At 73.2% G+C, this 21,304-nt stretch carries 15 protein-coding genes and 1 tRNA gene; 2 read left to right on the top strand and 14 right to left on the bottom strand.

Features of this window, described 5'->3' with window-relative positions:
• Positions 1 to 35: 35 nt before the first annotated feature.
• Positions 36 to 1,172, bottom strand: a complete 1,137-nt coding sequence (gene msiK, locus BJ961_RS34085; RefSeq protein WP_271416619.1) for a diacetylchitobiose ABC transporter ATP-binding protein MsiK — start codon at positions 1,170 to 1,172, stop codon at positions 36 to 38.
• Positions 1,173 to 1,391: 219 nt separating this feature from the next.
• Here msiK and BJ961_RS34080 point away from each other — a divergent pair.
• Positions 1,392 to 1,468 (top strand) — tRNA-Thr (locus BJ961_RS34080).
• 61 nt (positions 1,469 to 1,529) lie between these two features.
• On the opposite strand, the gene BJ961_RS34075 is transcribed toward BJ961_RS34080, so the two are convergent.
• The 13 genes from BJ961_RS34075 to BJ961_RS34015 all read right to left on the bottom strand — a co-directional run bounded on the left by BJ961_RS34075 (position 1,530) and on the right by BJ961_RS34015 (position 17,958).
• On the bottom strand, positions 1,530 to 3,173 hold the full coding sequence (locus BJ961_RS34075; RefSeq protein WP_271416618.1) for an alpha/beta hydrolase: 1,644 nt from the start codon (positions 3,171 to 3,173) through the stop codon (positions 1,530 to 1,532).
• Between the two features lie 97 nt (positions 3,174 to 3,270).
• A complete protein-coding gene (locus BJ961_RS36095; RefSeq protein WP_333782097.1) occupies positions 3,271 to 4,176 on the bottom strand; it encodes an NADase-type glycan-binding domain-containing protein in 906 nt (301 codons plus the stop codon).
• A gap of 516 nt (positions 4,177 to 4,692) precedes the next feature.
• Positions 4,693 to 5,202, bottom strand: a complete 510-nt coding sequence (locus tag BJ961_RS34065) for a phage tail protein (RefSeq protein ID WP_271417256.1) — start codon at positions 5,200 to 5,202, stop codon at positions 4,693 to 4,695.
• A 59-nt stretch (positions 5,203 to 5,261) separates the two neighbouring features.
• Positions 5,262 to 7,220, bottom strand: a complete 1,959-nt coding sequence (locus BJ961_RS34060) for a putative baseplate assembly protein (protein ID WP_271416617.1) — start codon at positions 7,218 to 7,220, stop codon at positions 5,262 to 5,264.
• Complete coding sequence (locus tag BJ961_RS34055; RefSeq protein ID WP_271416616.1) at positions 7,220 to 7,681, bottom strand: GPW/gp25 family protein; 462 nt, start codon at positions 7,679 to 7,681, stop codon at positions 7,220 to 7,222. The genes BJ961_RS34060 and BJ961_RS34055 overlap by 1 nt, the downstream gene beginning before the upstream one ends.
• Before the next feature lie 67 nt (positions 7,682 to 7,748).
• On the bottom strand, positions 7,749 to 9,659 hold the full coding sequence (locus BJ961_RS34050; RefSeq protein ID WP_271416615.1) for a VgrG-related protein: 1,911 nt from the start codon (positions 9,657 to 9,659) through the stop codon (positions 7,749 to 7,751).
• Positions 9,659 to 10,378 carry a CIS tube protein gene (locus BJ961_RS34045; protein ID WP_271416614.1) on the bottom strand — a complete coding sequence of 240 codons (720 nt, stop codon included), beginning with the start codon at positions 10,376 to 10,378 and terminating at the stop codon, positions 9,659 to 9,661. The genes BJ961_RS34050 and BJ961_RS34045 overlap by 1 nt, the downstream gene beginning before the upstream one ends.
• A gap of 30 nt (positions 10,379 to 10,408) precedes the next feature.
• Positions 10,409 to 10,831 (bottom strand): phage tail protein, encoded by a 423-nt coding sequence (locus BJ961_RS34040; RefSeq protein WP_271416613.1) that lies wholly within the window; start codon positions 10,829 to 10,831, stop codon positions 10,409 to 10,411.
• A gap of 54 nt (positions 10,832 to 10,885) precedes the next feature.
• A complete protein-coding gene (locus BJ961_RS34035) occupies positions 10,886 to 11,659 on the bottom strand; it encodes a hypothetical protein (RefSeq protein WP_271416612.1) in 774 nt (257 codons plus the stop codon).
• Positions 11,660 to 15,154: 3,495 nt separating this feature from the next.
• Entirely contained in the window at positions 15,155 to 15,313 is a 159-nt protein-coding gene (locus tag BJ961_RS34030; protein ID WP_007450918.1) for a DUF6760 family protein, read from the bottom strand.
• Positions 15,310 to 15,849 carry a hypothetical protein gene (locus tag BJ961_RS34025; RefSeq protein WP_271416611.1) on the bottom strand — a complete coding sequence of 180 codons (540 nt, stop codon included), beginning with the start codon at positions 15,847 to 15,849 and terminating at the stop codon, positions 15,310 to 15,312. Before BJ961_RS34025 ends, BJ961_RS34030 begins: the two co-directional genes overlap by 4 nt.
• On the bottom strand, positions 15,849 to 16,298 hold the full coding sequence (locus tag BJ961_RS34020; RefSeq protein ID WP_271416610.1) for a phage tail protein: 450 nt from the start codon (positions 16,296 to 16,298) through the stop codon (positions 15,849 to 15,851). The genes BJ961_RS34025 and BJ961_RS34020 overlap by 1 nt, the downstream gene beginning before the upstream one ends.
• A gap of 55 nt (positions 16,299 to 16,353) precedes the next feature.
• On the bottom strand, positions 16,354 to 17,958 hold the full coding sequence (locus BJ961_RS34015) for a phage tail sheath subtilisin-like domain-containing protein (protein WP_271416609.1): 1,605 nt from the start codon (positions 17,956 to 17,958) through the stop codon (positions 16,354 to 16,356).
• A gap of 401 nt (positions 17,959 to 18,359) precedes the next feature.
• Here BJ961_RS34015 and BJ961_RS34010 point away from each other — a divergent pair, with 401 nt between their 5' ends.
• Positions 18,360 to 21,281 (top strand): hypothetical protein, encoded by a 2,922-nt coding sequence (locus BJ961_RS34010; protein ID WP_271416608.1) that lies wholly within the window; start codon positions 18,360 to 18,362, stop codon positions 21,279 to 21,281.
• Positions 21,282 to 21,304 lie beyond the last annotated feature (23 nt).

Genomic DNA, 21,304 nt, shown 5'->3' with positions numbered 1-21,304 from the left:
TCAACGCGGGTGAAATCACCCGGTCGCGTGGTTTCTCAGTCGGTGAGGCGCTCGCCCGTGGAGGACGAGAACACGTGCGCCTCGCCCGGACGCGGCACGACGTGGACGGTCGCGCCCTTCTCCGGCACCGCGCGGCTGCTCACGCGGACCACGAGGTCCTTCGACTCGCCGCCGACCTCGACCGTGCCGTAGATGTAGCCGTCGGCGCCGGTCTCCTCCACGACGTTCACCGAGACCGCGAGACCGGCCGGGGCGTCCGCCGAGTCCTTCGAGAGGGTCTTGGCGGCGCCGCCGTTCAGCTCCACCACGTCGAAGTGCTCCGGGCGGACACCGACGGTGACCGTGCGGTCGCCCTTGTCGGCGGCGGCCTTCAGGGCGTCGCGGTTGACCGGGACGACGCTGTTGCCGAACTTCACGCCGCCGTCGGTGATCGGGACCTCGACCAGGTTCATGGCCGGGGAGCCGATGAAGCCGGCGACGAAGAGGTTCGCGGGCTTGTCGTACATGTTCCGCGGGGAGTCGACCTGCTGGAGCAGACCGTCCTTGAGGACCGCCACGCGGTCGCCCATCGTCATGGCCTCGACCTGGTCGTGGGTGACGTAGACGGTGGTGATGCCCAGGCGGCGCTGGAGCGAGGCGATCTGCGTACGGGTGGAGACGCGGAGCTTGGCGTCCAGGTTGGACAGCGGCTCGTCCATGAGGAACACCTGCGGCTCACGCACGATCGCGCGGCCCATCGCCACACGCTGGCGCTGACCGCCGGAGAGCGCCTTCGGCTTGCGGTCCAGGTACTCGGTGAGGTCGAGGATCTTGGCGGCCTCCTCGACCTTCTTGCGGATCTCCGCCTTGTTGACGCCGGCGATCTTGAGCGCGAAGCCCATGTTGTCGGCGACCGACATGTGCGGGTACAGCGCGTAGTTCTGGAACACCATGGCGATGTCCCGGTCCTTCGGCGGCAGGTGCGTGACGTCGCGGTCGCCGATGCGGATGGCGCCGCCGTTCACGTCCTCGAGCCCCGCCAGCATGCGGAGCGAGGTGGACTTGCCACAACCGGACGGGCCGACCAGGACGAGGAACTCGCCGTCCGCGATGTCGATGTCGAGACCGTCGACGGCGGGCTTGGTGGAACCCGGGTAGACGCGGGTCGCCTTGTCGAACGTAACAGTGGCCATGGTGAATGGGCCCCCTTCTACCGGCAGGAACGTGCCGGACGATCCGTTGTAGGAAGGTGGTGGTGTAGTCCACACGAGTGAAGCTGGGCAGGACGGTACCTGGCGTTCACCTGGTCTGTCAGTACCTGGGGGCCTGTGAACTTCGCCGAAATTTTCGAATCACATCGTTCACCTGCTCTGTGTACAGTGGTGCAGCCTGCGCGCGCCCGCCGCGCGCGTGCCTCCTTAGCTCAGATGGCCAGAGCAACGCACTTGTAATGCGTAGGTCGTCGGTTCGAATCCGACAGGGGGCTCCAGTCCGGGCATGCCCAGCGCCCCCGCGGTCCCGGACCGCGGGGGCGCTGGTGTGTCCGTCGGCTACTTGCCCTCGGGCAGTGGTTCCGCCTCGCAGACCGTGCCGGGGCCGGGGAGCCTGCCGGTCAGCAGGTACGCGTCGACCGCGTCCTGGACGCACGTGTTGCCGCTGTCGTAGGCGCCGTGGCCCTCGCCCCTGTAGGTCAGCTCCACGCCCACCTTCTCGCCCAGGCGCTCCGCCATGCGGGCCGCGCCCGCGTACGGGGTGGCGGGGTCGCCGGTGTTGCCGACCAGGAGGACCGGGGCGGCGCCCGGGGCGCGGACCTCGGGGTGTTCGGCGGCTCCGGGGACCGGCCAGCCGGCGCAGGTCAGGGCGGTCCAGGCCAGGCCGGGGCCGAAGAGGGGGGAGGCCTCGACGAACTCGGGCAGACGGGCGCGCACGTCCGCGACGGTGTAGCGGTTGCTGGAGTCGTCGCAGGTGATGGCCCTGAAGGCGTCGTCCTCGTTGCTCCGGGTGCTCCGGTCTCCCGCGTCGCCGGGGCTGTCGCCGCCCGAGGGGCGCTGGCCGAGTTCCTCGGCGAGGTCCTGGAGGACCTCGGCGTTGTCGTCGGCCGCCGCTTCGAGGCCCACGCGGAGTGCGGGCCAGTAGTCCTGCCGGTAGAGGGCGCCGCTGATGGCGGCGACGAGTTCGTCGCCGTCGAGTGCGCCGCCGTCCGAGGTGGGCAGCGGGGTGTCGTCGAGGCGGGCCTCGAGGTCCACGGCGAGGTCGACGACGTCCTGGACGGCGGTGCCGAGCGCGCAGCCCTGCCGGGCGCACCAGGCGGCGAAGTGCTCGAAGGCGAGCTGGAAGCCGCCGGCCTGGGCGAGGGCCTCCTCCATCAGGGTGCGGGTGGGGTCGACGACGCCGTCCAGTACGGCGCGGCCGACGTTCTCCGGGAACAGGTGGGCGTACACGCCGCCCAGTTCGGTGCCGTACGAGATGCCGAAGTAGTGGAGTGCGTCGTCGCCGAGGACCTGTCGGATCAGGTCCATGTCCCGGGCGGTCTCGGTGGTGGTGACGTGGGGCAGGACGTCGCCGGAGTTCTTCTCGCAGGCGGCGGCCGTGCGCCGGTTGAAGGCGAGCAGCGCGTCGGTCTCGTCGGTGCCGTCGTCGGGGGTGTCGTCCACCTCGTCGTCGGCGGGGAGGCCCGCGTCGGGGCAGTGCACGCCCCGGCTGTCGCCGACGCCGCGGGGGTCGAAGCTGACGAGGTCGTAGCGGGCGCGGAGCTTCTCGTAGTCGGGGGCGAGGCCGGGCAGGGTGGCGACGCCGGAGCCGCCGGGGCCGCCGAAGTTGAAGAGGAGGGAGCCGATCCGGTCGTCCGGGGTGCCGCTGGAGCGGGCCCGGACGAGGGCGAGGTCCATGGACTCGCCGGAGGGGTTCTTCCAGTCCAACGGCGTGCGCAGGGTGGCGCATTGCCACCGGGTGCCGTCGGGGAGGGCCGCGGGGGCCTCGCCGCCGCCCTGGGCGGCGGAGGGGGCGGTGCAGGGCTTCCAGTGCGGGGACTGGTCGCGGAGCTTGGTGAGGGCCTGTGCGTCGGTGGTGGTGCCGCCGGTGCCGCGTCGCCGGTCGCGTTCCTGGTCCGCCGGCGCGCAGGCCGTCAGGGAGGAGGCGAGCAGGGTGGCCGTGGACAGCAGGACAGCGGTGGATATCGCTCGTGCTGTGGGCATGGCCTCAGCCTCCGGTGGCCCGGAGGCGGGCGCATGGTGTGGCGTCCGTTCGGGTGGGCGGCCCGGCAGGCCGCCCACCCGTGGGTCCCGGAGCGGGTCAGGAGTTGCTGTTGGCGCTGGAAGGGCCGAAGAACTCGATCTCGGCGATGGCGACCTGCTTCTCGGCGGAGGCCGCGTGGGCCGACTCGATGGTGAAGCGGACCTTGGTGACCTCGCCGACGCGGAACGCGCGCCGCTGGCCGCCGGCGCCCTGGTCCAGGACGATGTCGCGGGTCTTGGTCTTCCCGTCGGCGGTGGTGATCGTCGCCAGGATGCGGTGCGGCAGCGCCGACTCCTGCAGCTTGTTGGCGCGGGAGGAGACACCGGGGGTGATGATGACGTCCAGCAGGCGCGTCGGCTCGGTGAAGGTGGCCTCGACCCACTGGCCCTGGCCGGCCTCCGAGACGCCCGGCCCCCACCAGGTGTTGCTGAGCTTGTCGATGAGGAGCTTGGGATCGTGGCCGGGGAAGGAGCGCGAGGCCTTGATGCCGTCGGGGGAGACGGGGGCGCGCTTGGCGAAGTGGTCGCGGGTGTTCTGGACGCCGTCGGGGATGTAGACGAAGCCGAGGACGGCCAGGGTGACGACGACGACGGCGGTGATCCAGGTGCCGATGCGGTCGAAGACGCGGCGCAGACGGGGGCGGTCGCCGGCCCACGGAGTCTCCTGGCGCCGGCCGCCGAAGAGGCGGCGCCACCAGGGGGCGGGGGCGGTGGACTGCTCGCCGGTGCCGGCCAGCGGCATCGCGCAGCGGGCGCAGTAGTGGCGGTCGGGCCGGTTGGGAGTGGAACACCACGGGCACGGCGGCCCGTTGGCGATGTCCGGCTGGTGGCCGGGGGCGCGCACCTGCGGCCGGTCCGCGTCGGGGCGCCCGGGCAGCACGGGGGCGACGGTGGGGGCCTGAGCCGGGGCGTGGGCGGCCGGGTCGGCGACGGGGACGAGGAGGGAGCGGGCGCGGTCGGACATGGTGTCCGTGAGCGCGTGGGGAGCGGACGCGACCGGCACCGGCTCGGTGGGGGCGGTCTCGTCCGTGTCGGGAGTACGGGCGGGGTGCCGGCCGCCGCGGCGGCTGCTCCGGGGTGCCCGTGACCGGCCGCCGCGGCCGCAGCGGCCGCGCCGGTGGCGCCCGCGGCGGCCGGTGCGTGGCCGGTGCCGGGCGTGTCCCGGGTGCCGTCCGCGTCGGCGCTGCCCGCGCCGTCGGCGGGGTGGCGAGGGTGCGGCGGCGCGGGGCTCTCCCCGGGGCGGCGGCCGGTTCGGCGGTGCCGCCCCCGGTGGGCGACGTGCCCGGGCGGTCGGTGCGGGCGGGCGGCACGCCGGCCCCGCCGAAGGCGTCGAAGCCGGGCTTCTGGTCGGACGACGCGGCGGCCGCGGGCTGCGCGGTGCGGGCGCCGGCCTGTTCCCAGCGGAGTACGGCGCCGCACGCGTCGCAGAAGGACTGGCCCGGTTCCGCGCGGGTTCCGCACTCGGCGCAGTTCTGCGTGGTCATCTCTCCGGGGTCCTTTCGGAGGCGGTCACTTCGACCGTGTAGGGCATGTGGGCGGGACGGGCGGCGGCGACGAGGGCGTCCAGACGATGGGTGTCGGCCGGATTCGGGTCGGGCAGCCGGAGGGTGACGTGCAGGTGGGGCCGGGGCCTGCCGGGGAACGGGCCGAGGGGACGGGCGTTCCATTCGGCGCCGCCGCTCTCGGTGATCTCCGGTGCGACGCCGAACGCGAGCAGCACGGCCTCCGACAGGCCCTGCCGGGTGCCGCGTACGCGGTGCAGCCGGGAGGCGGCCGCGACGGCGGCCCGCAGCCGGGCCTCGGGTTCGGTGCCGTCGGTCTCGGCGCCGACCCAGGTGCCGAGCCACTGGGCGAAGTCGGCCGGGGTGAGGGCGGGGTCGAAGTAGGTGTCCAGGCAGTCCAGGACGCTGAGGATGGGTGCCAGGACGTCGTCGAGTCCGCCGACGAAGCGCAGGGCGAGTTCGTCGTCGGCGAAGACGGCCGGGAGCATCGAGCCGATCGGCAGCGAGGAGCCGAGCCCGTCGACGGAACCCCGGTACGTGGGGGCGGTCACGCGCCGTCCCCGATCACGCGGACCCGGTGGTCGAAGGAGAAGACCAGCGCGGGCGCCTCGAGGTCGATGCGGTCGGTGGGGTCGCCGCGCTTGCCGGTGAGCGGGTCGGCGGGGTGCAGGACGACCTCGTCGACGAGTTCGACGCCGGGGACGCGCTGGAGTACGGCGAAGAGTTCACCGGTCTGCACCGGCCGTCCGAAGGGCCAGCCCTTGCCGTCGGCGCCGCCGGTGAGCGGGTCGAGGTGGCGGTAGAGGGCGTCGTGGGTCTGGCGGCGTACGCGGTCGGCGTCGACGCCGCGGAAGGCGTGGACGGTGGCGACGACGGTGACGCCCTGGTAGTAGGGCGGCCCGACGGACAGGCGGGTGCCGATGAGGCGGCGCTCGTCGAGGTGGCGGGTGATGCGGCTCAGCAGGGCGTCGCCGGGGACGAGTTGCTCGAAGCGCAGGCGCCCGCCGGGGTCGGGGACGGCCTGCGGGACGACGAGGACGCGGACGGCGTGGGCGCCGTACTCGTTCTCCTCGCCCTCCAGGCAGGTGATGCGGGCGGTCTCGGGGGCGGCGCGGCGGGCGAGTTCCTCGTAGTCGCGCAGGGTGACGGCGCGTTCCTGGGCGCGCAGCGTGATCGGGGCGCGCAGCTTCGCCTCCTCCACGGTCTCGCCGTCCACGCCGCCGCGGGCGGCCTCGCGGTTGACGACCTCGGAGACGTACGGGATGGAGGTGCGCAGCACCTGCACGGCGCCGCGGGCCACGTTGCCGGCCCGGCCCCCGCCGGTGCGGTAGCGGCGGGCGCGGATGACGGCGCCCTTGGGGGCGACGGTGCCGTACTGGCGCAGGGTGCCGTCGGCCTCGCGGACGGCGGGGCCGAAGGCGATCTCGCCGGTGGCGGCGTCGAGGGTGATGTGGTGGTCGCCGGGGCGGGAGCCCGCGAAGTGCGGGACGACCTGCCAGTCCTGCCAGCCGTCGTCGTCGGCGGTCTGCAGGAGGACGGGCGGGTCGTCGGCGACGACGGGGGCGTGTTCGAGCCTGAGGCGCTGGCCGGGCAGGCCGGTGGACTCGCCGAGGGCCTCGTCGTGGACGGTTTCGGCGTGGACGGTGCCGGTGGTGCCGCCGATGGTGTACGCCTCGGCGGAGCGGATGGTCGGCGAGGTGGTGTAGAAGGGCTGGCCGGGCAGCGGGTCGGTGACGCGGCAGCGGATCCAGCCGGCCTCGTGGCCGCCGTTGCGGGACAGGACGTGGCCGCCGGGCACGTGGAGGACGATGTCGCCGGGGCGGTTGAGGCCGCCGGTGCCGTCCCGGTCGACCTCGCAGGGCTGCCAGCCGTCCTCGGTCCACGCCTCCCAGACCAGGGGCGGCTGACGGGGGTCGACGCCGACGCCGTCGACGCGGCTGTCGAGTTCCAGGGCGAGCGCGCAGTGCGGGGTGGCGGAGGTGAGGCCGATGAGCATGCAGTCGCCGGGGGCCGGGGCCTCGGCGAAGCACATCACGTCCTTGCTCTCGGCGAGGTCCGTGGTGCGGTCGGCGACGGCCTCGCCGCGGGTCTGCGTCACCAGGCGGCCCAGCGTGCACGGTATGACGCTCAGGTCGCGTTCGGTGGCGAAGACGACGGCCTCGTCGCGGTCGGTGCGCAGCGTGGCGACCTCGGTGCCGACCGGGACCAGGATCGTGTCCTCCTGCGGCGCGGACAGCCAGAAGGTGACGTCCGTGCGGGCGGCCGACGGGGGGAAGAGGGTGATGCCGACCAGGTCGAGGAAGGCGAGGTGGTTCTTCTCCGGGACCCGGTTGAGGCGGTAGACGATCTGGTCGGCCATGTGCGCGAGCGTCTCGACGAGGGTGATGCCGGGGTCGGAGACGTTGTGGTCGGTCCACTCCGGGGCGCGCTGCTGGATGTAGCGCTTGGCGTCGTCGACGAACTGCTGGAAGCGGCGGTCGTCGAGGTTGGGGGAGGGCAGGGACATCAGCGATCGCTTTCGGGAGAGCCCGGGAGGCCCGCGGGGCCGGCCGAACCGTCGGGGAGGTCCGGCTCGTCGTGGGAGGGGATGACGTAGAACGGGAAGACGAGGCTGCGCGGGTTGTTGGTGCCGCGGATGGAGTAGCGCACGTCGATGTAGAGGGTGCTGCGGTCGTCGCCGGCGGTGACGTCGACCTCGTGGACCTCGATGCGCGGCTCCCAGCGGTCCAGGCTGGTGTACACCTCGTGCTGGATGCGTCCGGCGGTCTGCTCGTTGACCGGGGCGAAGACCATGTCGTGGATGGCGCAGCCGAACTCGGGCCGCATCGGCCGCTCGCCGGGGGCGGTGGCGAGGACGAGCCGCATGGCCTCCTCCACCTCCTGCTCGCCGCTGACGAGGGCTATCCCGCCGGTCGGTCCGATACGCAGGGGAAACGACCAGCCGGAGCCGACGAACTGTTCGGCCATCAGGGGGCCACCTGCCTTTTCCGTTTCCTTCCGCCGGCCACCCCGGGGCGCCGGTGCGGTCGTGCGGTCATCCGAAGGGGTACTTGATCTCGTTGACGAAGAAGCCGCCGTACAGGTCGAGTTTGGCGCCGGTGATCTTCGTGTTGGCCGCGGTGATCGTCGCCAGGCCCGTGGCGGTGAGGGTCGCGGCGCCGGCCGAGGTCATGGTCAGGGCGCCGCCCAGCGCGTTCACCGCGACCACGCCGCCGAGCGACTTGAGGTTGACGATGCCCTTGCCCTGCAGGGTGAGCGGCCCGGCGCTGTCGATCAGGATCGACTTGCCGCGCAGGGTGAGCCGCTGGCCCGCCTCCACGTCCACCGACCGGCTGCCGGTGATCTTGACCGAGCCCTTGCTGTCGACGGTGATCTCGGTCTTGGTGCGGTCGAGGTTGATGGTCAGCTTGTCGTTGCCGCTGGCGATCCGGACGCCCTGCTTGCGCCCGCCGGTCCGCTGGCTGAGCAGGTCGACGCGGTTGCCCGTGCGGTCGGACAGGGTGTGCCGGGCGGCCTTCTTCTTCAGGCTGTCGTGCAGCGGCACGTCGCTCTTGGTCGGCACGTCCCGGCCGTTGTAGAGCCCGCCGATGACGAACGGGTGGTCGAGGGCGCCCCGGTCGAAGGCGACCAGCACCTCGTCGCCGACGTCCATGGGGAAGATCCCACCGCCCGCCACGCCGCCCAGCTGCACACTGCGCGCCCAGTCGCTGACGTACTTGTCGTCCAGCCACGGGAACTGCAGCTTGACCCGGCCCTGCTTGAGGGGGTCCTGCACGTCGGTGACGATGGCGTTGGCGACGCTGGGCAGCCGGGTGGCGCTGGCCGGGTCCGTGCCGCCGCTGCCGCCCGAGGCGAGCCCGTACAGGGAGCGCCACTGGCGGCCGCTGACCGTGATCCAGGACTCGTAGGGCACGCCGTCGCCGAAGTGGTGGCGGACCGAGGTCACGGTGTACTTGCCCTCGAAGGGCTCGCCGACCTTGGCGAGTGCCACGGGGACGCCGGGCCGCAGGTCGGGGTGGCCGTAGACGGCGACTTCCAGCTCGGCGAAGGACGAGGTGACGTCGGCGGCGAGGGCCTTCGCGGCGTACTGGACCTCGTCCTGCTTGTCGTACGGGTTGGCGGTCTCGACGAGCTTGCCGGGCTTGAACTTGCCCGCGGCCGTGCCGGGCGTCGAGCCGATGCTGATGCCGGGGTCGGTGGTGGCCGGAGCGATCTCGGTGATCTTCTTCTTGGTGGTGACGTTCCAGCCGCGCGACTCGACCTTGCCGATCTGGTCGGCGGCGGTCACGGCGGCCCGCAGCCGCAGGATGTCGTGGCCGGCCACGAGGACGAAGGTGCTCTTGTCGCCGTCCGTGCTGGGGGAGGGTGCGCCGGCCGACGGTTTCGGCGTGACGAACCGGAACTTCCCCTTGGCGTCCAGGTACATGACCATCTTGTTCTCGTCGGCGAGCCGGGACAGGAAGTCCCAGTCGGTGACGTTGGACTGGCTGATGAACCCGTACGTGCCCTTCGTCGGCTGGATGCGGCCGACGGGGACCCCGTCCCCGCTCACGAGCGTCTTGGCGATGTCGGAGGCCTTCTGATTGCGGTAGGCGGCCACCCGCCGCTGGCGCATCAGGCGGTGCCCGTAGTCGTAGCCGCGGATGACGGTGAAGCTGCCGGTGCCGTCGTAGTCGGCCTCCAGGCCGGTGACCTCACCGGTCAGCAGGGGGTTGCCCTTGCCCTGTCCGTCGGCGATCGGGGTGATGACGACCGGGGTGCCGAACTTCACGCCCAGTTTGCCGAGGACCAGGTGGTCGGGGTCGCGGAAGGTGAGCCGGAACGCCGCGGGCACGCCCACGCCCTGGTCGACCCAGCCGTCGGTGAGCATCGGGGCGATGTCGTCGGGCAGCTTCGCGCCACCGATCTTGACGTCGACGATGCTGGAGAATGAGGGCCGCACCATCAGTGAGGCACCTCCTCGGCGGCGGGGAGCATCAGCTCGGTGCCGGTCGGCAGGTGGGAGGGGTCGTCGATGCCGTTGGCCCGGGCGATCACACGCCACGCGTTGGCGTTGCCGTACTCGCTCCACGCCAGTGACTGGAGCGAGTCCCCCGCGACGACCCGGTGCACGCGCTGGGCGGTGAGGGCGCCGGAGGTCGGGTTCTGGCCCAGGGTGGGGCCGGGGATCTCCACCAGTGCCACCTGGCAGGTGGCACGGATGGGGACACCGGTGGTGCCGAAGAGCGTGTACTGCGTCTCGATGGACGAGACGTACGCGGTGAACCGCGCCGTGGAGAACGAACCCCACTCGAAGACCACCCAGGGCGGCGACGGCTGGTCGTCGGCCAGGCTCTTGGCGGTCACCTCGCAGCACAGCAGCAGCGACTCGACCTTCTTCATCACGGTGGTGCCGTCGGGCTTCATCGAGGAGTCCAGGAAGATCTCCAGGGTCATCTCCCGCGGCTCGGCGCCCATGAACTGCGGCTTGGCGGCCTTGCGCACCGCCGCCGTCGGCGTCGCCACCCAGTTGGTCCGCTGACTGATGGACAACTGGGCGGGGTTGAACTCGAAGTTGAACGTCCGGATCAGCGCACCCGGTGTGGTGGACGTGCCGGTGGGCGGCTGGTGGATGGCGAGGTTGGCGCGCACGAGGCTCTTGCCGGCGCCCTTGCTGGTGGCCATGGGTCTTCCTCTCTGCTTTCGGGGACGCCGTCAGTCCGTGAATCCGTGGTGGGCGATCTCCAGGACCTCGTTGGCCACGGCCGGGCTGTTGGGGTCGAGCGAGGGACCCTGCCAGCTCACGGGCAGTACGTCGATCAGCCCCCAGCGGGCCACGATCGACCCGTCGGCGCGCAGGGCCGAGATCTGCGCGGTGGGCCGCTTGATGCCGGTCTGCACGGAGGAGATCCACTTGGCGACCTTCGCCGTGTCCGGAGTCAGGGGCCGGGTCAGCCGGATGTTGGAGAAGGTGACGCGGGTGGGCAGCTGCCAGACGAAGCCGTTGTTGCCGCCCTCCTGGCGCTGTTCCACCTCCACCTGGGTCGACAGGCCTTCGCACCCGTTGAAGTAACCGAGGCTCTCGCCGTCGATGGCGAGGCTGAACCATATGGAGGAGCCCGGGTCCTTGCGGGTCATCGGGGGTCGACCTTTCTGTCGGGGGAACGGTGGCGGGCGGGCGCGGCTGTCCGGTCAGCGGGGGTCGCGCAGTCTGCCGATCCGTTCGCGGTCCATACGCAAGTCGGCCCGGACGAGACGGGTGACGCGGCCGATGATCCGGTGCACCAGTTCGTCGAGCTGGAAGTCGGTGAGCTGTCGCGGGTCGAACCCGCCGGGCGGGACCGCCGTGTAGGCGGGCGGCTCGTCGCCCCCCGCCCCCGGCTGCGCGGCGGAGGCCGCCGAGTACGGGGGCGGCGGGTCCTGCGGCGGGTCCGCGCTGTAGGCGGGCGGCGGGTCGTGGGGCGGGTGGTGCTGGGACGAGGAGGTCCGCAGGCGCGAGAAGGTCTCGGCCACGGCGGCCGCCGCCGACGCGGCCAGCGCGCCCGTGGTACGGCCGCTGAAGCCGCCGAAGCCGAGCACGCGCTGCACCGGGGGCATCTCGGAGGACGCGGAGGCCGACACCGCCGGACCGGCCTCCGGGGCCGACGGCGCCGGCGCGGCCTGCGTACCGACGGGGAGGGCGGGCCGGGACGCCGACGGCGCGGGCGGCGTGAGCGGCGCCACCGGGAGCGGGGCCCGGGCAGTGGCGCCCGGGGACGCGGGCCGACGCAGGGGCACGGCCTTGGCGGGGGCGCGCTGCACGGTGGGGCGCACCGGTCCACCGCCCGGCGCGAACCCCGTGGCCGGGGCGCGCTGGACGGCCGGGCCCGGGATCGTGGCGCCGGGGGCCGGCAGGGGCGGCGGCGTGAAGGCCGGTGCGACGGCTGCCTCGGAGGCGGCCGCGAACGGGGGCACGGCGGAGGACACGGGCAGCGGCGCCGGGGTGGCGACCGAGGGGGCGCCGTCAGGAAGGGCGGTGCGGCGAGCGGGGTCGTGAGCGGTGCCGCCGGCGGGAGCGCCGAGGAGACGGCCCGCTGGACGGCCGGAGACGTACGGCCCTCGGTCGCGGCACGGCCGGGTGCCGAGGCCGACGACGGGGCCGGTGCCGGGGACCGCTGGGCGATCGGGGTGGCCCCGGCCGGGGGCGCGGTGAGGGGGCGCCGAGCGAGGAGCGGCGCGCGGGGCGCTCGGTCGGGACGACCGGAGCGGGAGGGGTGAGTGCCCGCGGGCCGGCGGAGGGCCCCGCGGGCCCTGTCGCGGAGGGGCCGGGCGCGGCGGGCGTCGCCGCGGAGCGCTGGACGGGCGCCGGGACCGCGGGCGTCGCGGTGGGGCGTACGGCGGGTGTCGCGGTGGGGCGTACGGCGTCGACCGGCTTGGAGGACGTCGGGGCGCCCAGACCGGCGCGGCGCGGTGCGGCACTGCGCTGCACGGGCTGGGCGGGCTGCGCGGACTGCTGTCGCGCGGGGCGCGGCTGTACGGGGGCACCGCGGCCGACGGTGTGCCGGGCGCGGGCGGGGAGAGCGGTACGGCGGCGACCGGGGCGGCCGAGTCGGTCGATGCGGACGGGGTCGACGGGGCCGACGGGGCCGACTGGGCTGCCGGGGCGGTCGGTTCGGGTCCGGGGCCGGTGGCGGGCGCGGTCGGGGGCTGGGCCGAGCGCTGGACCGGAGGCCGGCCCGCGGGCTGCGGTGCGGGTGCGTCGGGGCGCGGCGCGGGCGCCGGGTCGGCGGAGGGCGTCCCGGGCACACCGGCCGCCGGGGTCGCGGCCCGCTGAACCGGGGGTCGGGGCGCGGGTGCGCCGGGGAGGGCGGGGTCTGGACCGGGGGCGCGGTGCGCGTGGCCCGCGTGGGGTGGGTCGGCTGCGTCGGGCCGGAGGGCGCCGCCTTGCGCTGGACGGGGGCTGCCCGCCGGTCGGGGCGCCGGGACGGCCGGGGGCGGTGGCCGGGCGGTTCGCCGACGCGGGAGGCGTCGAGGGGGCTGGGCCACGGAGGCGGTGTTGCCGCCGGTGGGGCGCGTCGGGCGGGCGGCGGACGCTTCCGGTCCGCCGGCTTCGGGGCCCGGCGCCGGGGTGATCCGGGCCACGGCCCGCTGGACCGGCGGGGTCGCGGTGCCGGGAGCGGCGTCCGTCCCAGGGCGGCCGGAGTCGGTGTCGCGGGCCTCGGGGGCGGCGTGACCGAACGGTCGGACCGGTCGACGGCTCGCTGGACCGGGGCCTCGGCCGCCGCGCCGGGTGCGGGTGCGGCCGAAGGACGGTCGGCGGTGGACCCGTTGGCGCTGTCGGCGCCGGGACTGTCGGGCGGGGCCACGGCGCGCTGGACCGGCGGTCCGACCTGGGCGGCTCCGGCCGAGGGCGTGGCGGAGGACGAGGGTGCGGCAGAAGATGAGGACGAGGGCGTCGCGGAGGACGAGGGCGTCCCGGAGGACGAAGAGGGGCGCGAGGGCGACGGCGCGGGCCGCGGTGTCGCCGCGCGGGCGGTGGGTCGGCTGCCCGTGCCGCTTCCGGCGTCGGAAGCGGGGGTGGCCGGGCGGGGCGTCGCCCGCTGCACCGGCAGGTCGGCCGTACCGCCCCCGTCCGTGCGGGGCGTGGACGCGGACCCGGGGGCGGGCCGGGGCACGGCTCGCTGCACGGGCGTACCGGACCCCGCGGCGCCCCCGGACACGGGCGTCGCCGTACCGCCGGACCGGGAAGAGGACGGCGCGGGGGAAGGGCCGGCCTGCGAACCGGTCGTCCTCGCGTCCCGTGCGGGCCCGTTGCCCGGCGAGGGAGTCGCGGTGCCGCCGTCGCCGTGGGCGGATCGCTGCACCGGCGCGGCGGATGACGTACCGCCGCCGGAGGCGGGCGCCGGGCCACTGCCCGGGCGGGCGGCGGCTCGCTGCGCGGGGGTGTGGGACGTGTCGCTCGGTGCGGGGGCGGGTGCGGACGGTCGTACGGCGGCGCGCTGCACCGGCGCGGCGGGGCCGTCACCTGGGGTGGCTGGCGTGGCGCCGTCGGGGCGGGTGGCGGTTGGCTGCGCGGGGGTGTGGGACGTGTCGCTCGGTGCGGGGGCGGGGGCGGACGGTCGTACGGCGGCGCGCTGCACCGGCGCGGCGGGGCCGTCGCCCGGGGTGGCTGGCGTGGCGCCGTCGGGGCGGGTGGCGGTTGGCTGCGCGGGGGTGTGGGACGTGTCGCTCGGTGCGGGGGCGGGGGCGGGGGCGGGTGCGGACGGTCGTACGGCGGCGCGCTGTACCGGCGGGGGCGCGGCGGGGCCGTCACCCTGTGCGGCGGCTCGGCGCACCGGGGCGCTGGATGCCGTGCCGCCGCCGGAAGTGCCGGGGGTGGTGGGCCGGGACGCGGTGGTCGGCGTGGTCCCGGTTCCGGGGATCACGGGCGGGGCCGGAGTGGCGGTCGGTGTCTCGGTGGCGGTCGGCGGGAGCACGGCCCGCTGCACCGCGGGGGTGTCGGGGCGCCGCCGGCCGGTGCCGAGCCGGGGTCCGCCCGGTCGCCGTCCGCCGACGGGGGCGCCGCCGCGGAGCCGGTGGTGCGGCGGCTCGCGGGCAGGGCCCGGCGCTGCACGGCCGAGGCCCCGGACGGAGCCCTGGTCAGGGCCTGCCGCGGACGCGGGTCGGTGGGCGGCACCGGGGTCACCCGGACCCCGCGGGGGCCTGGGCCGGCGGGCTCGCGGGCGCGGCGGACGAAGCCGACCCGGCGGAACGCGCCCGCTGCACCGGGGCGGCCGCGGGCGCGGAGGCCGAGGGCGCCGACGACGGACCACCCGACACGCCACTGCGCGTACCGGATGTGCCGGGCATGCCGGAAGAACCGCTCCGTGTGCCCGGCGTGGAAGACGGTGCCGAGGTCCGAGCCCCCGGTGAGGCGGCCGGACCGCCCCGCCTCCCGGGAACGGGACCCGTGGGAGCGGTCTGGACGGAGGCGTCAGCCGGGATCGCCCGCAGCGGGGCGACCGGCATCCGCTGCACCGGCGGTGTCCCGGGCGGTGACGCCAGGGGGGTGGAGGACGTCTGGCGGGCCGACGCGTCGAACGCCCCGGACAGCAGGCTGTCGCCCGCCGCCGGGTTCAGCACCGCGGGGGACGGCGCCCCCGTGAACGACGGGTTCTGCCACGTCGGGAGGCGGCCACCGAACCCGGCGTCCGCGACTCCCGTACGGGCCGCGCCCGTGGCCCGCTGGATCGGCGGCAGGCCCGTCCAGGCGGCGACGGCGACGGGCGCCGAGCCGGCCGTACCCGCCGTGCCCCCGTCCACGCCCGAGCCCGAAGCCGGACCCGAGTCCGAAGCCGGAGCAGAGCCCGAGCCCGGAGCCGGACCCGAGCCCGGGGCCGGACCGGCGGACGGGGTCCTTGCCCCGTCTCCGTCCCCGCCTTCGCTCCCGAGTCCGTCCGTGCCGTCCCGACGGCCCCGCAGCCGGTCCAGGAATCCCACCGATCAGCCCTCCGCCGTGCCACGCGTCACGAGGGACGCGATCTGGTCCGTGTACCGGCGGCGGTCCTGGTGTTCCAGGTCCAGGATCGCCTCCAGGCTCCAGTGGAAGTGGTAGGCGACGTACGCGATCTCCTCGTGCAGCCGGTCGGTCGCGTACGTCACGATTCCCCCAGGCGGCTCCCGCCCAGTTCCACCTCGAAGGCCTCCGAGCAGTGCGGGCACGCGACGGCCGCGCGGGTGTGCCCCTCCGCGTTGATCTGGCGGTAGAAGTCCTGGAGAAACGCCAGGTCGGAGGCGAACATGTTCTCCACGATGCCGTCGTGCACCATCGGCAGCGTGCCCAGCCGGGTGATGACCCGGCCGAGCAGCACCACCGACAGGTAGGCCGGGTTCTCCTGCACCCGCACGTCGCGCAGCGGGATCAGCTCGTCCCGTGCGGTCGACAGGCGCATCACACCGTCCTTGTGGACGGTGCCCGAGTCGTCGACGTACCCGCGCGGCAACTCGAAGGGGAACTCGGTCCGCAGCTCCTGCCGCGGCGCCATGTCGACGGAGGGCCCGGCGGGGGCGGCGGCCGGAGAACCGGCCACCGCCTCCGCCGCCTCCGACGGCGCGGCGGCGGGAGAAGAACGGGGGAAGTCCGCTCCCGCCGCCGCGGTCTGTGCCGCGGCAGGTGCCTTGGCAGTCGTACGGCGCATTACTCGACGACCATTTCTTCGAACACGATGGTGATGGTCTCGGTCAGGGCGTTGGTGTCACCCGCCTTCAGGGCGCCCGCCACGACCTTGCTGCACCAGGCGTTGCGCAGGTTCCAGCGCTTGACCGGGTTGTCCTCGTAGTCCATCACGATGATCGTGGCGTTCTTGCGGGCGGTGGCCATCCGGCCGGCCATGGAGTCGTTGATCCACTGGGTGAACACCGACGACTGGCTCATACCGCGTTCGACCTGGACGGAGCCGTCCTTGGCCACGCCCGGCATCAGGGTGACGTTGTTGCGTCCGGTCGTGCCCTGGTTCTGCTGGTACTTGATGACGTCCTGCTCGATCTGCAGGTTGGTCACCGAGTTGAGGTACTCGACCATCACACCGTCGATCTGGATGCCGAAGTTCGGTGCGACGAGTACGTCTTCTGGTTTGGGGAGAGACATGGGTTCGTTGTCCTTCTAGAGGGAGTGGGAGGAGGGCCGGAGGCGCGCGCCGCGCCTACTCGTCCAGCTCGCCGCCGCCGCTGGAGAACTGGGCCAGCCGGAAGATGACGAACTCGGCGGGCTTGACCGGCGCGATGCCGATCTCGCAGACGACCCGGCCGAGGTCGACGGACTCCGGCGGGTTGGTCTCCTCGTCGCACTTGACGTAGTAGGCCTGGTCGGGGCTCTGGCCGAAGAGGGCGCCGTTGCGCCACTCGTTGACCAGGAACGCCGAGACGTTGCGCCGGATGCGGGCCCAGAGGTTGTGGTCGTTCGGCTCGAACACCACCCACTGGGTGCCGATCAGGATCGACTCCTCCAGGTAGTTGAAGTACCGGCGGACGTTCAGGTAGCGCCAGGCCGGGTCCGAGGAGAGGGTGCGGGCACCCCAGACGCGGATGCCGCGGCCGGGGAAGGAGCGGATGCAGTTGACGCCGATCGGGTTGAGCAGGTCCTGCTCACCGCGGGTGATCTGCAGCTCCAGGTCCACGGCGCCGCGGACGACCTCGTTGGCGGGGGCCTTGTGCACACCGCGCTCGGAGTCGTTGCGGGCCCAGATGCCGGCGACGTGGCCGCTCGGCGGGACCAGGCGGGACTGGCCGGTCTTCGGGTCGAAGGACTTGATCCAGGGGTAGTACAGGGCCGCGTACTTGGAGTCGTAGCCGGCCGTCTCCTGGCGCCAGACGCGGATCTGACGGGCGTTCTGGCTGGGCGGCGGGTCGATGATGGCGACGCGGTCGCCCATCAGCTCGCAGTGGGCGATGAGACCGAGCTGGACGGCCTTGACGGCCTCCAGGTCGATCGCGCCGCGCTGGTAGGCGGCCATCAGGTCGGGCACCGCGACCATGGAGATCTCGTCGATCGCCTCCAGGCCGCCGAAGCCGGTGCGGTCCGAGGAGTCGCCGAGGTACTCGGCAGGTCCCGGCTGCACGCTCTCGGCCGGCGCGGCCGGAACGGCGGGGGCGGCGGTCGGCGGCGCGGGCAGCGCCACGGTCTGGTTCTCCGGCCGGACCAGCTGCGCGGACGGCGCGGCCTCGGTCACGGTGATGAGCTTGGAGCGCTCCTTGACCTGGGTGACGACGTAGGAGCGGTTGCCCTTCTTGGCGCTCACGTCGAAGGTCTCGACCGGCTTGTCGCCGTCCTTGACGATCAGCTTGAAGCGCTCGGCGGGGCCCTCGCCCTCGGGGTCGGCGACCTCGACGGTCAGCGGGCCGCTCTGGCCGGCGGCCGTGGCCGTCACGGAGAACGTGCCGAGCTGCTTGGGCTCGGCGGCGGTCAGCGCCTTGGTGGTGCTGGCCGTGACGGCGGCGGGGGCGGAGGTGCCGTTCACGGCGTCGTCCGTGGCGGCGTCCTCGGCGGAGCCGCCGACGCGCACGACGTAGGCGGCGGAGCCGCCGTTGTTGAAGAACCCGTAGACGGAGTGCGCGAGGTAGTACCCGCCGGTGAAGTCACCGAAGGCCGCGACGTACTGCGTCCAGTTGGTCACCAGCGTGGGCTCGTTCAGCGGGCCGGTCGGGGCGAGACCGACGAAGGCCGCCACCGAGGTGCCCACTCCCTCGATCGGGCGCGAGCCGCTGGCCACCTCCTCGACGTAGACGCCGGGCGACAGGTAGGACGGCATGCTCTGCTCTCCTCGGGGTACGAGACAGGACGCCCCTCAGCCTCACGCGCGCGTTGCCTCCGCCGAAACGTCCTTCGGTGCCGGTGTGGGGGCACGGTCGTTGCCCCTGGTCGTGCCCGTTGGGGCAGTCTCCCCGCGTTTCTCCTCGTTTCCCCGGTGGACCTCTGGCGGTTGCCCGGCGTTTCTGCTTCAACATCATGTATTGAGTGTCAGTTCGCCAGGATGTCATCTTGCGATCACGCCCGGTCAGGGAACGCGCCGTCCCGTCTTGCCGGTGGTCGCGGCCTTGCGGGGCGGGGGTGGTGACGGGACGTCAGAAAGGGTTGTCCGTGTCGGACCGCTTGCACGAATCGCAGACCCGTCGCACGAATGCCACCGCTCCCGCCCGACACCACCCGCGGGTGCAGCAGCCCCCCTTGGCCTCCTTGCAGGCCAAGGCGGGAAACCGGGCCGTCACCCTGGCCATTCAGCGTGCGGCGAGCACTTCGGCGGCGGCGGTGGACGACATGGCGATCACGCCGGTGCGGGAGCCCGTGCCCGAGCAGCAGACCGGGGGGAAGGCTCAAGGGGAGGACGCGAAGTCGCCCAAGGAGCTGGCCGTGAAGGCGGTGGCGGACCGGAAGAAGGAGGTCGCGGACGCGTCGCTGGGTCGGTCCAGGGCCGCGGACGTGGTGTGGCAGCAGTCCGGGAAGGCGCTGGAGGCCCGCGAGAAGGCGGCCGGTGCCCGGGCCGAGCAGCAGAAGCACACGGAGGACGCCGAGGCGGCGGAGCAGGAACAGAGAACGGCCGAGGCCTACCAGCAGGGGCACACGGAGACCGCCAACAAGGCGGACAGGGACCGGAAGCAGGCCGAGCAGGCTGGGCGGGAGCGCCGCGAGGCCGTGGAAGCGGCGCGCGGCAAGGCGGCCGAGGCTCAAGAGAGGGAGAAGGAGTTCACTCGCCAGGCCACGGCGGCTGAGCAGGAGCAGAAGAAGGCCGAAGCCGACGTGGTCAAGTACACGCAGGAGGCCGAGGAAGCGGAGAAGCGGCAGAAGAAGGCCGAAGCCGACGTGGTCAAGTACACGCAGGAGGCCGGGAAGGCGGAGGAGGAGAAGAAGGCGGCCGAGGCGGCGGAGAAGCAGAAGGCGGCGGCCGGTGAGACGGCGCTGCAGCAGGCCGCGAAGGCCGAAGCCGAGGCGGAGGAGCTGGCCGGGGCCGAAACCGAGGTGGCGAAGTGGACCAGGATCGCGACTGACGCGCTGGGCAAGGCGGAGAAGGCCGACACCGTCGCGCGGGAGCAGAAGGGGGCGGTCGGCACCGCGAAGGAGTCCGGGACGGCGGCCGGGCTTGACGCGAAGAAGTGGGAGGAGACCAAGGAAACGGCGCAGCAGGAGGCGAGGAAGGCCCGAGGCGAGGCGGAGCGACTGCTGAAGGACGCCACTGCGGCGGCGAAGGGGTATGCCCAGGCTCAGGCCGACGTAGCCAACCATGGCAGGGCCGCGGAGCAGGCGCGGACGGCCGCGAGGGAGGCCGGCGCAGAGGCGGAGGCGCACCGGACGACGGCGACACAGGCGCGGACGGCCGCGAGTGAAGCCGGCGCAGAGGCGGAGAAGCAGGAGGGGGAGGCGACCGAGGCGCAGCAGCAGGCTGCGATCGCGGCGCGACAGCAGGTGGAGGCGGGGACGACCGAGACCGCGGCGAAGACGGCTCACACCGCGGCGAAGACGGTCCAGGCCGATGCGGAAAAGGCCGAGGCCGACGCGGCGAAGGCGAAGGCCGAGGCCGACGCCGAGGCGAAGATGACGCCCGCGGCCAAGGCGAAGAGGGCGGCCAAGGCGGCCAAGGCGGAGAAGGCGGCCAAGGCGAAGAAGACCCCGGAATCCGCGGAGCAGACGGAAGAGCCGGGTCCGTCGGATGCCGGGAAAACGAGCAGGACGACCATGGAGCAGATCAAGCGCCCCTTCAGCTCCACCAAGATCAGGAAGTGGCTCGACCCGGCGGACACGGTGGTCCTGCGCGGAACCGCCCCGATCGGAGCGCCGCTTCAGTCGCATGGCGCGCAGACCTCGGACACCGGGCTGGTGAGCGCCACCGCGAAGCAGGCGCAGGTCGAGTCCGGGATCAATGTGGTGAACGACGCACTGGGGGCGTTCAACGACGGACGTGACTTGTGGGCCGGGCACAAGGGGAGCAAGGAAACGGGACCGAAGTCCCATCAGGACAGGAAAAAGGAGAAGTCGAAGGCCGTCGGCTTGACAACGAACGGTCTCATGACCCTCAATGATGGCCCGAAAATCGCCAATACTGCCATAAAGAATGCCGGTGACCTGGGAGGAATGGCTGCTCTCGGGGATGTCAGCGGCGCCCTCGTCATGACGTTCTCCGGAATATTCGTTGTTCGTGACACCTATGTCGCGCTGACGACTCATAAAAAGAAGAATGAGCTCAAAGAGCATTTCAAGGGTGTGGCCGCAGTGCGTCAGGCCGACCTTCGGGGCGTACTCAACAGCCTGGGGGAGGCGACCGGGAATCTGGCCCAGGCATGCTCCGCACTGTCGGACTCACCGGCCGGGCCGTCCGAGGAAACCCTGCAGAGCATCAAGGACGAGCGGGGCCGTATCGAAGGGCACAGGCAGGAACTGCTGGCGCACATGGCCAGTCTCAGGGATTACGCGGTGGGCAAGCAGACGGGGAAGGAGATCAAGCGAGCCCTCAACGCGGGGGGCAACGTGGCGCGCACCGCGGCTGGTGCCGTGATGGTCGCGTCCGCGGTCGGCGCGGTCGGCGGCCCGATCGGAGTCGCTGTCACAGGCGGCGCAACGGCGGGGGCCCTGGGCGGTATCGCTGCCTACAAGGGAGGGAAGAAGTTCGCCAAACGCTATGAGTCGGTGCGGCATCCCGAGAAGTGGGCACGTACAACGGATGCGCAGGAAGGGACCGAGCCCAAGACGACCGAGAAGACCGAGCCACCCAAGCAGTCCAAGGACGGCAAGGGCGGCAGGAAGCGCGATGCGACGAAGGCAGGCCTCAACGTACTGAAGCCCCTCGAGCAGGGTGAGCGGCAGCTGAACGCACAGGAAATCTATGCGCTCGCGGCCGGGCCGGCCGTCCCCGCGGGCAAGAACGTTCCCGACGACGTTCGCCAGAAGATGCGTGACTTCCTCAGGACTCTCAACTGTGGACCGGAGAAGCACAATCCGGGAAAGCATGACCCGGAGAAGCACGAGCAGTCGGCTGAAGAGTGGGAGAAATCGCGCGAAGAACAGTGGGCGAACTCACTCAACGACCCCGAGCGGCAGAAGGAGTGGGAGGACGAGATAGCGGCGCAACTCTCCTCGGCCTGAGCGTCAGGATGCTCAAGGACGGG

Source organism: Streptomyces lienomycini, assembly GCF_027947595.1.
Classification (GTDB): Bacteria; Actinomycetota; Actinomycetes; order Streptomycetales; family Streptomycetaceae; genus Streptomyces; species Streptomyces lienomycini.
The sequence above is the reverse complement of the archived record's forward strand: the minus strand, read 5'-3'. Positions and strand labels throughout refer to the sequence as shown.

Coding starts and splice junctions, on each gene's coding strand:
- msiK (WP_271416619.1), bottom strand. CDS start 1,172: ATGGCCACTGTTACGTTCGACAAGGCGACCCGCGTCTACCCGGGTTCC.
- BJ961_RS34075 (WP_271416618.1), bottom strand. CDS start 3,173: ATGCCCACAGCACGAGCGATATCCACCGCTGTCCTGCTGTCCACGGCC.
- BJ961_RS36095 (WP_333782097.1), bottom strand. CDS start 4,176: ATGTCCGACCGCGCCCGCTCCCTCCTCGTCCCCGTCGCCGACCCGGCC.
- BJ961_RS34065 (WP_271417256.1), bottom strand. CDS start 5,202: ATGCTCCCGGCCGTCTTCGCCGACGACGAACTCGCCCTGCGCTTCGTC.
- BJ961_RS34060 (WP_271416617.1), bottom strand. CDS start 7,220: ATGTCCCTGCCCTCCCCCAACCTCGACGACCGCCGCTTCCAGCAGTTC.
- BJ961_RS34055 (WP_271416616.1), bottom strand. CDS start 7,681: ATGGCCGAACAGTTCGTCGGCTCCGGCTGGTCGTTTCCCCTGCGTATC.
- BJ961_RS34050 (WP_271416615.1), bottom strand. CDS start 9,659: ATGGTGCGGCCCTCATTCTCCAGCATCGTCGACGTCAAGATCGGTGGC.
- BJ961_RS34045 (WP_271416614.1), bottom strand. CDS start 10,378: ATGGCCACCAGCAAGGGCGCCGGCAAGAGCCTCGTGCGCGCCAACCTC.
- BJ961_RS34040 (WP_271416613.1), bottom strand. CDS start 10,831: ATGACCCGCAAGGACCCGGGCTCCTCCATATGGTTCAGCCTCGCCATC.
- BJ961_RS34025 (WP_271416611.1), bottom strand. CDS start 15,849: ATGCGCCGTACGACTGCCAAGGCACCTGCCGCGGCACAGACCGCGGCG.
- BJ961_RS34020 (WP_271416610.1), bottom strand. CDS start 16,298: ATGTCTCTCCCCAAACCAGAAGACGTACTCGTCGCACCGAACTTCGGC.
- BJ961_RS34015 (WP_271416609.1), bottom strand. CDS start 17,958: ATGCCGTCCTACCTGTCGCCCGGCGTCTACGTCGAGGAGGTGGCCAGC.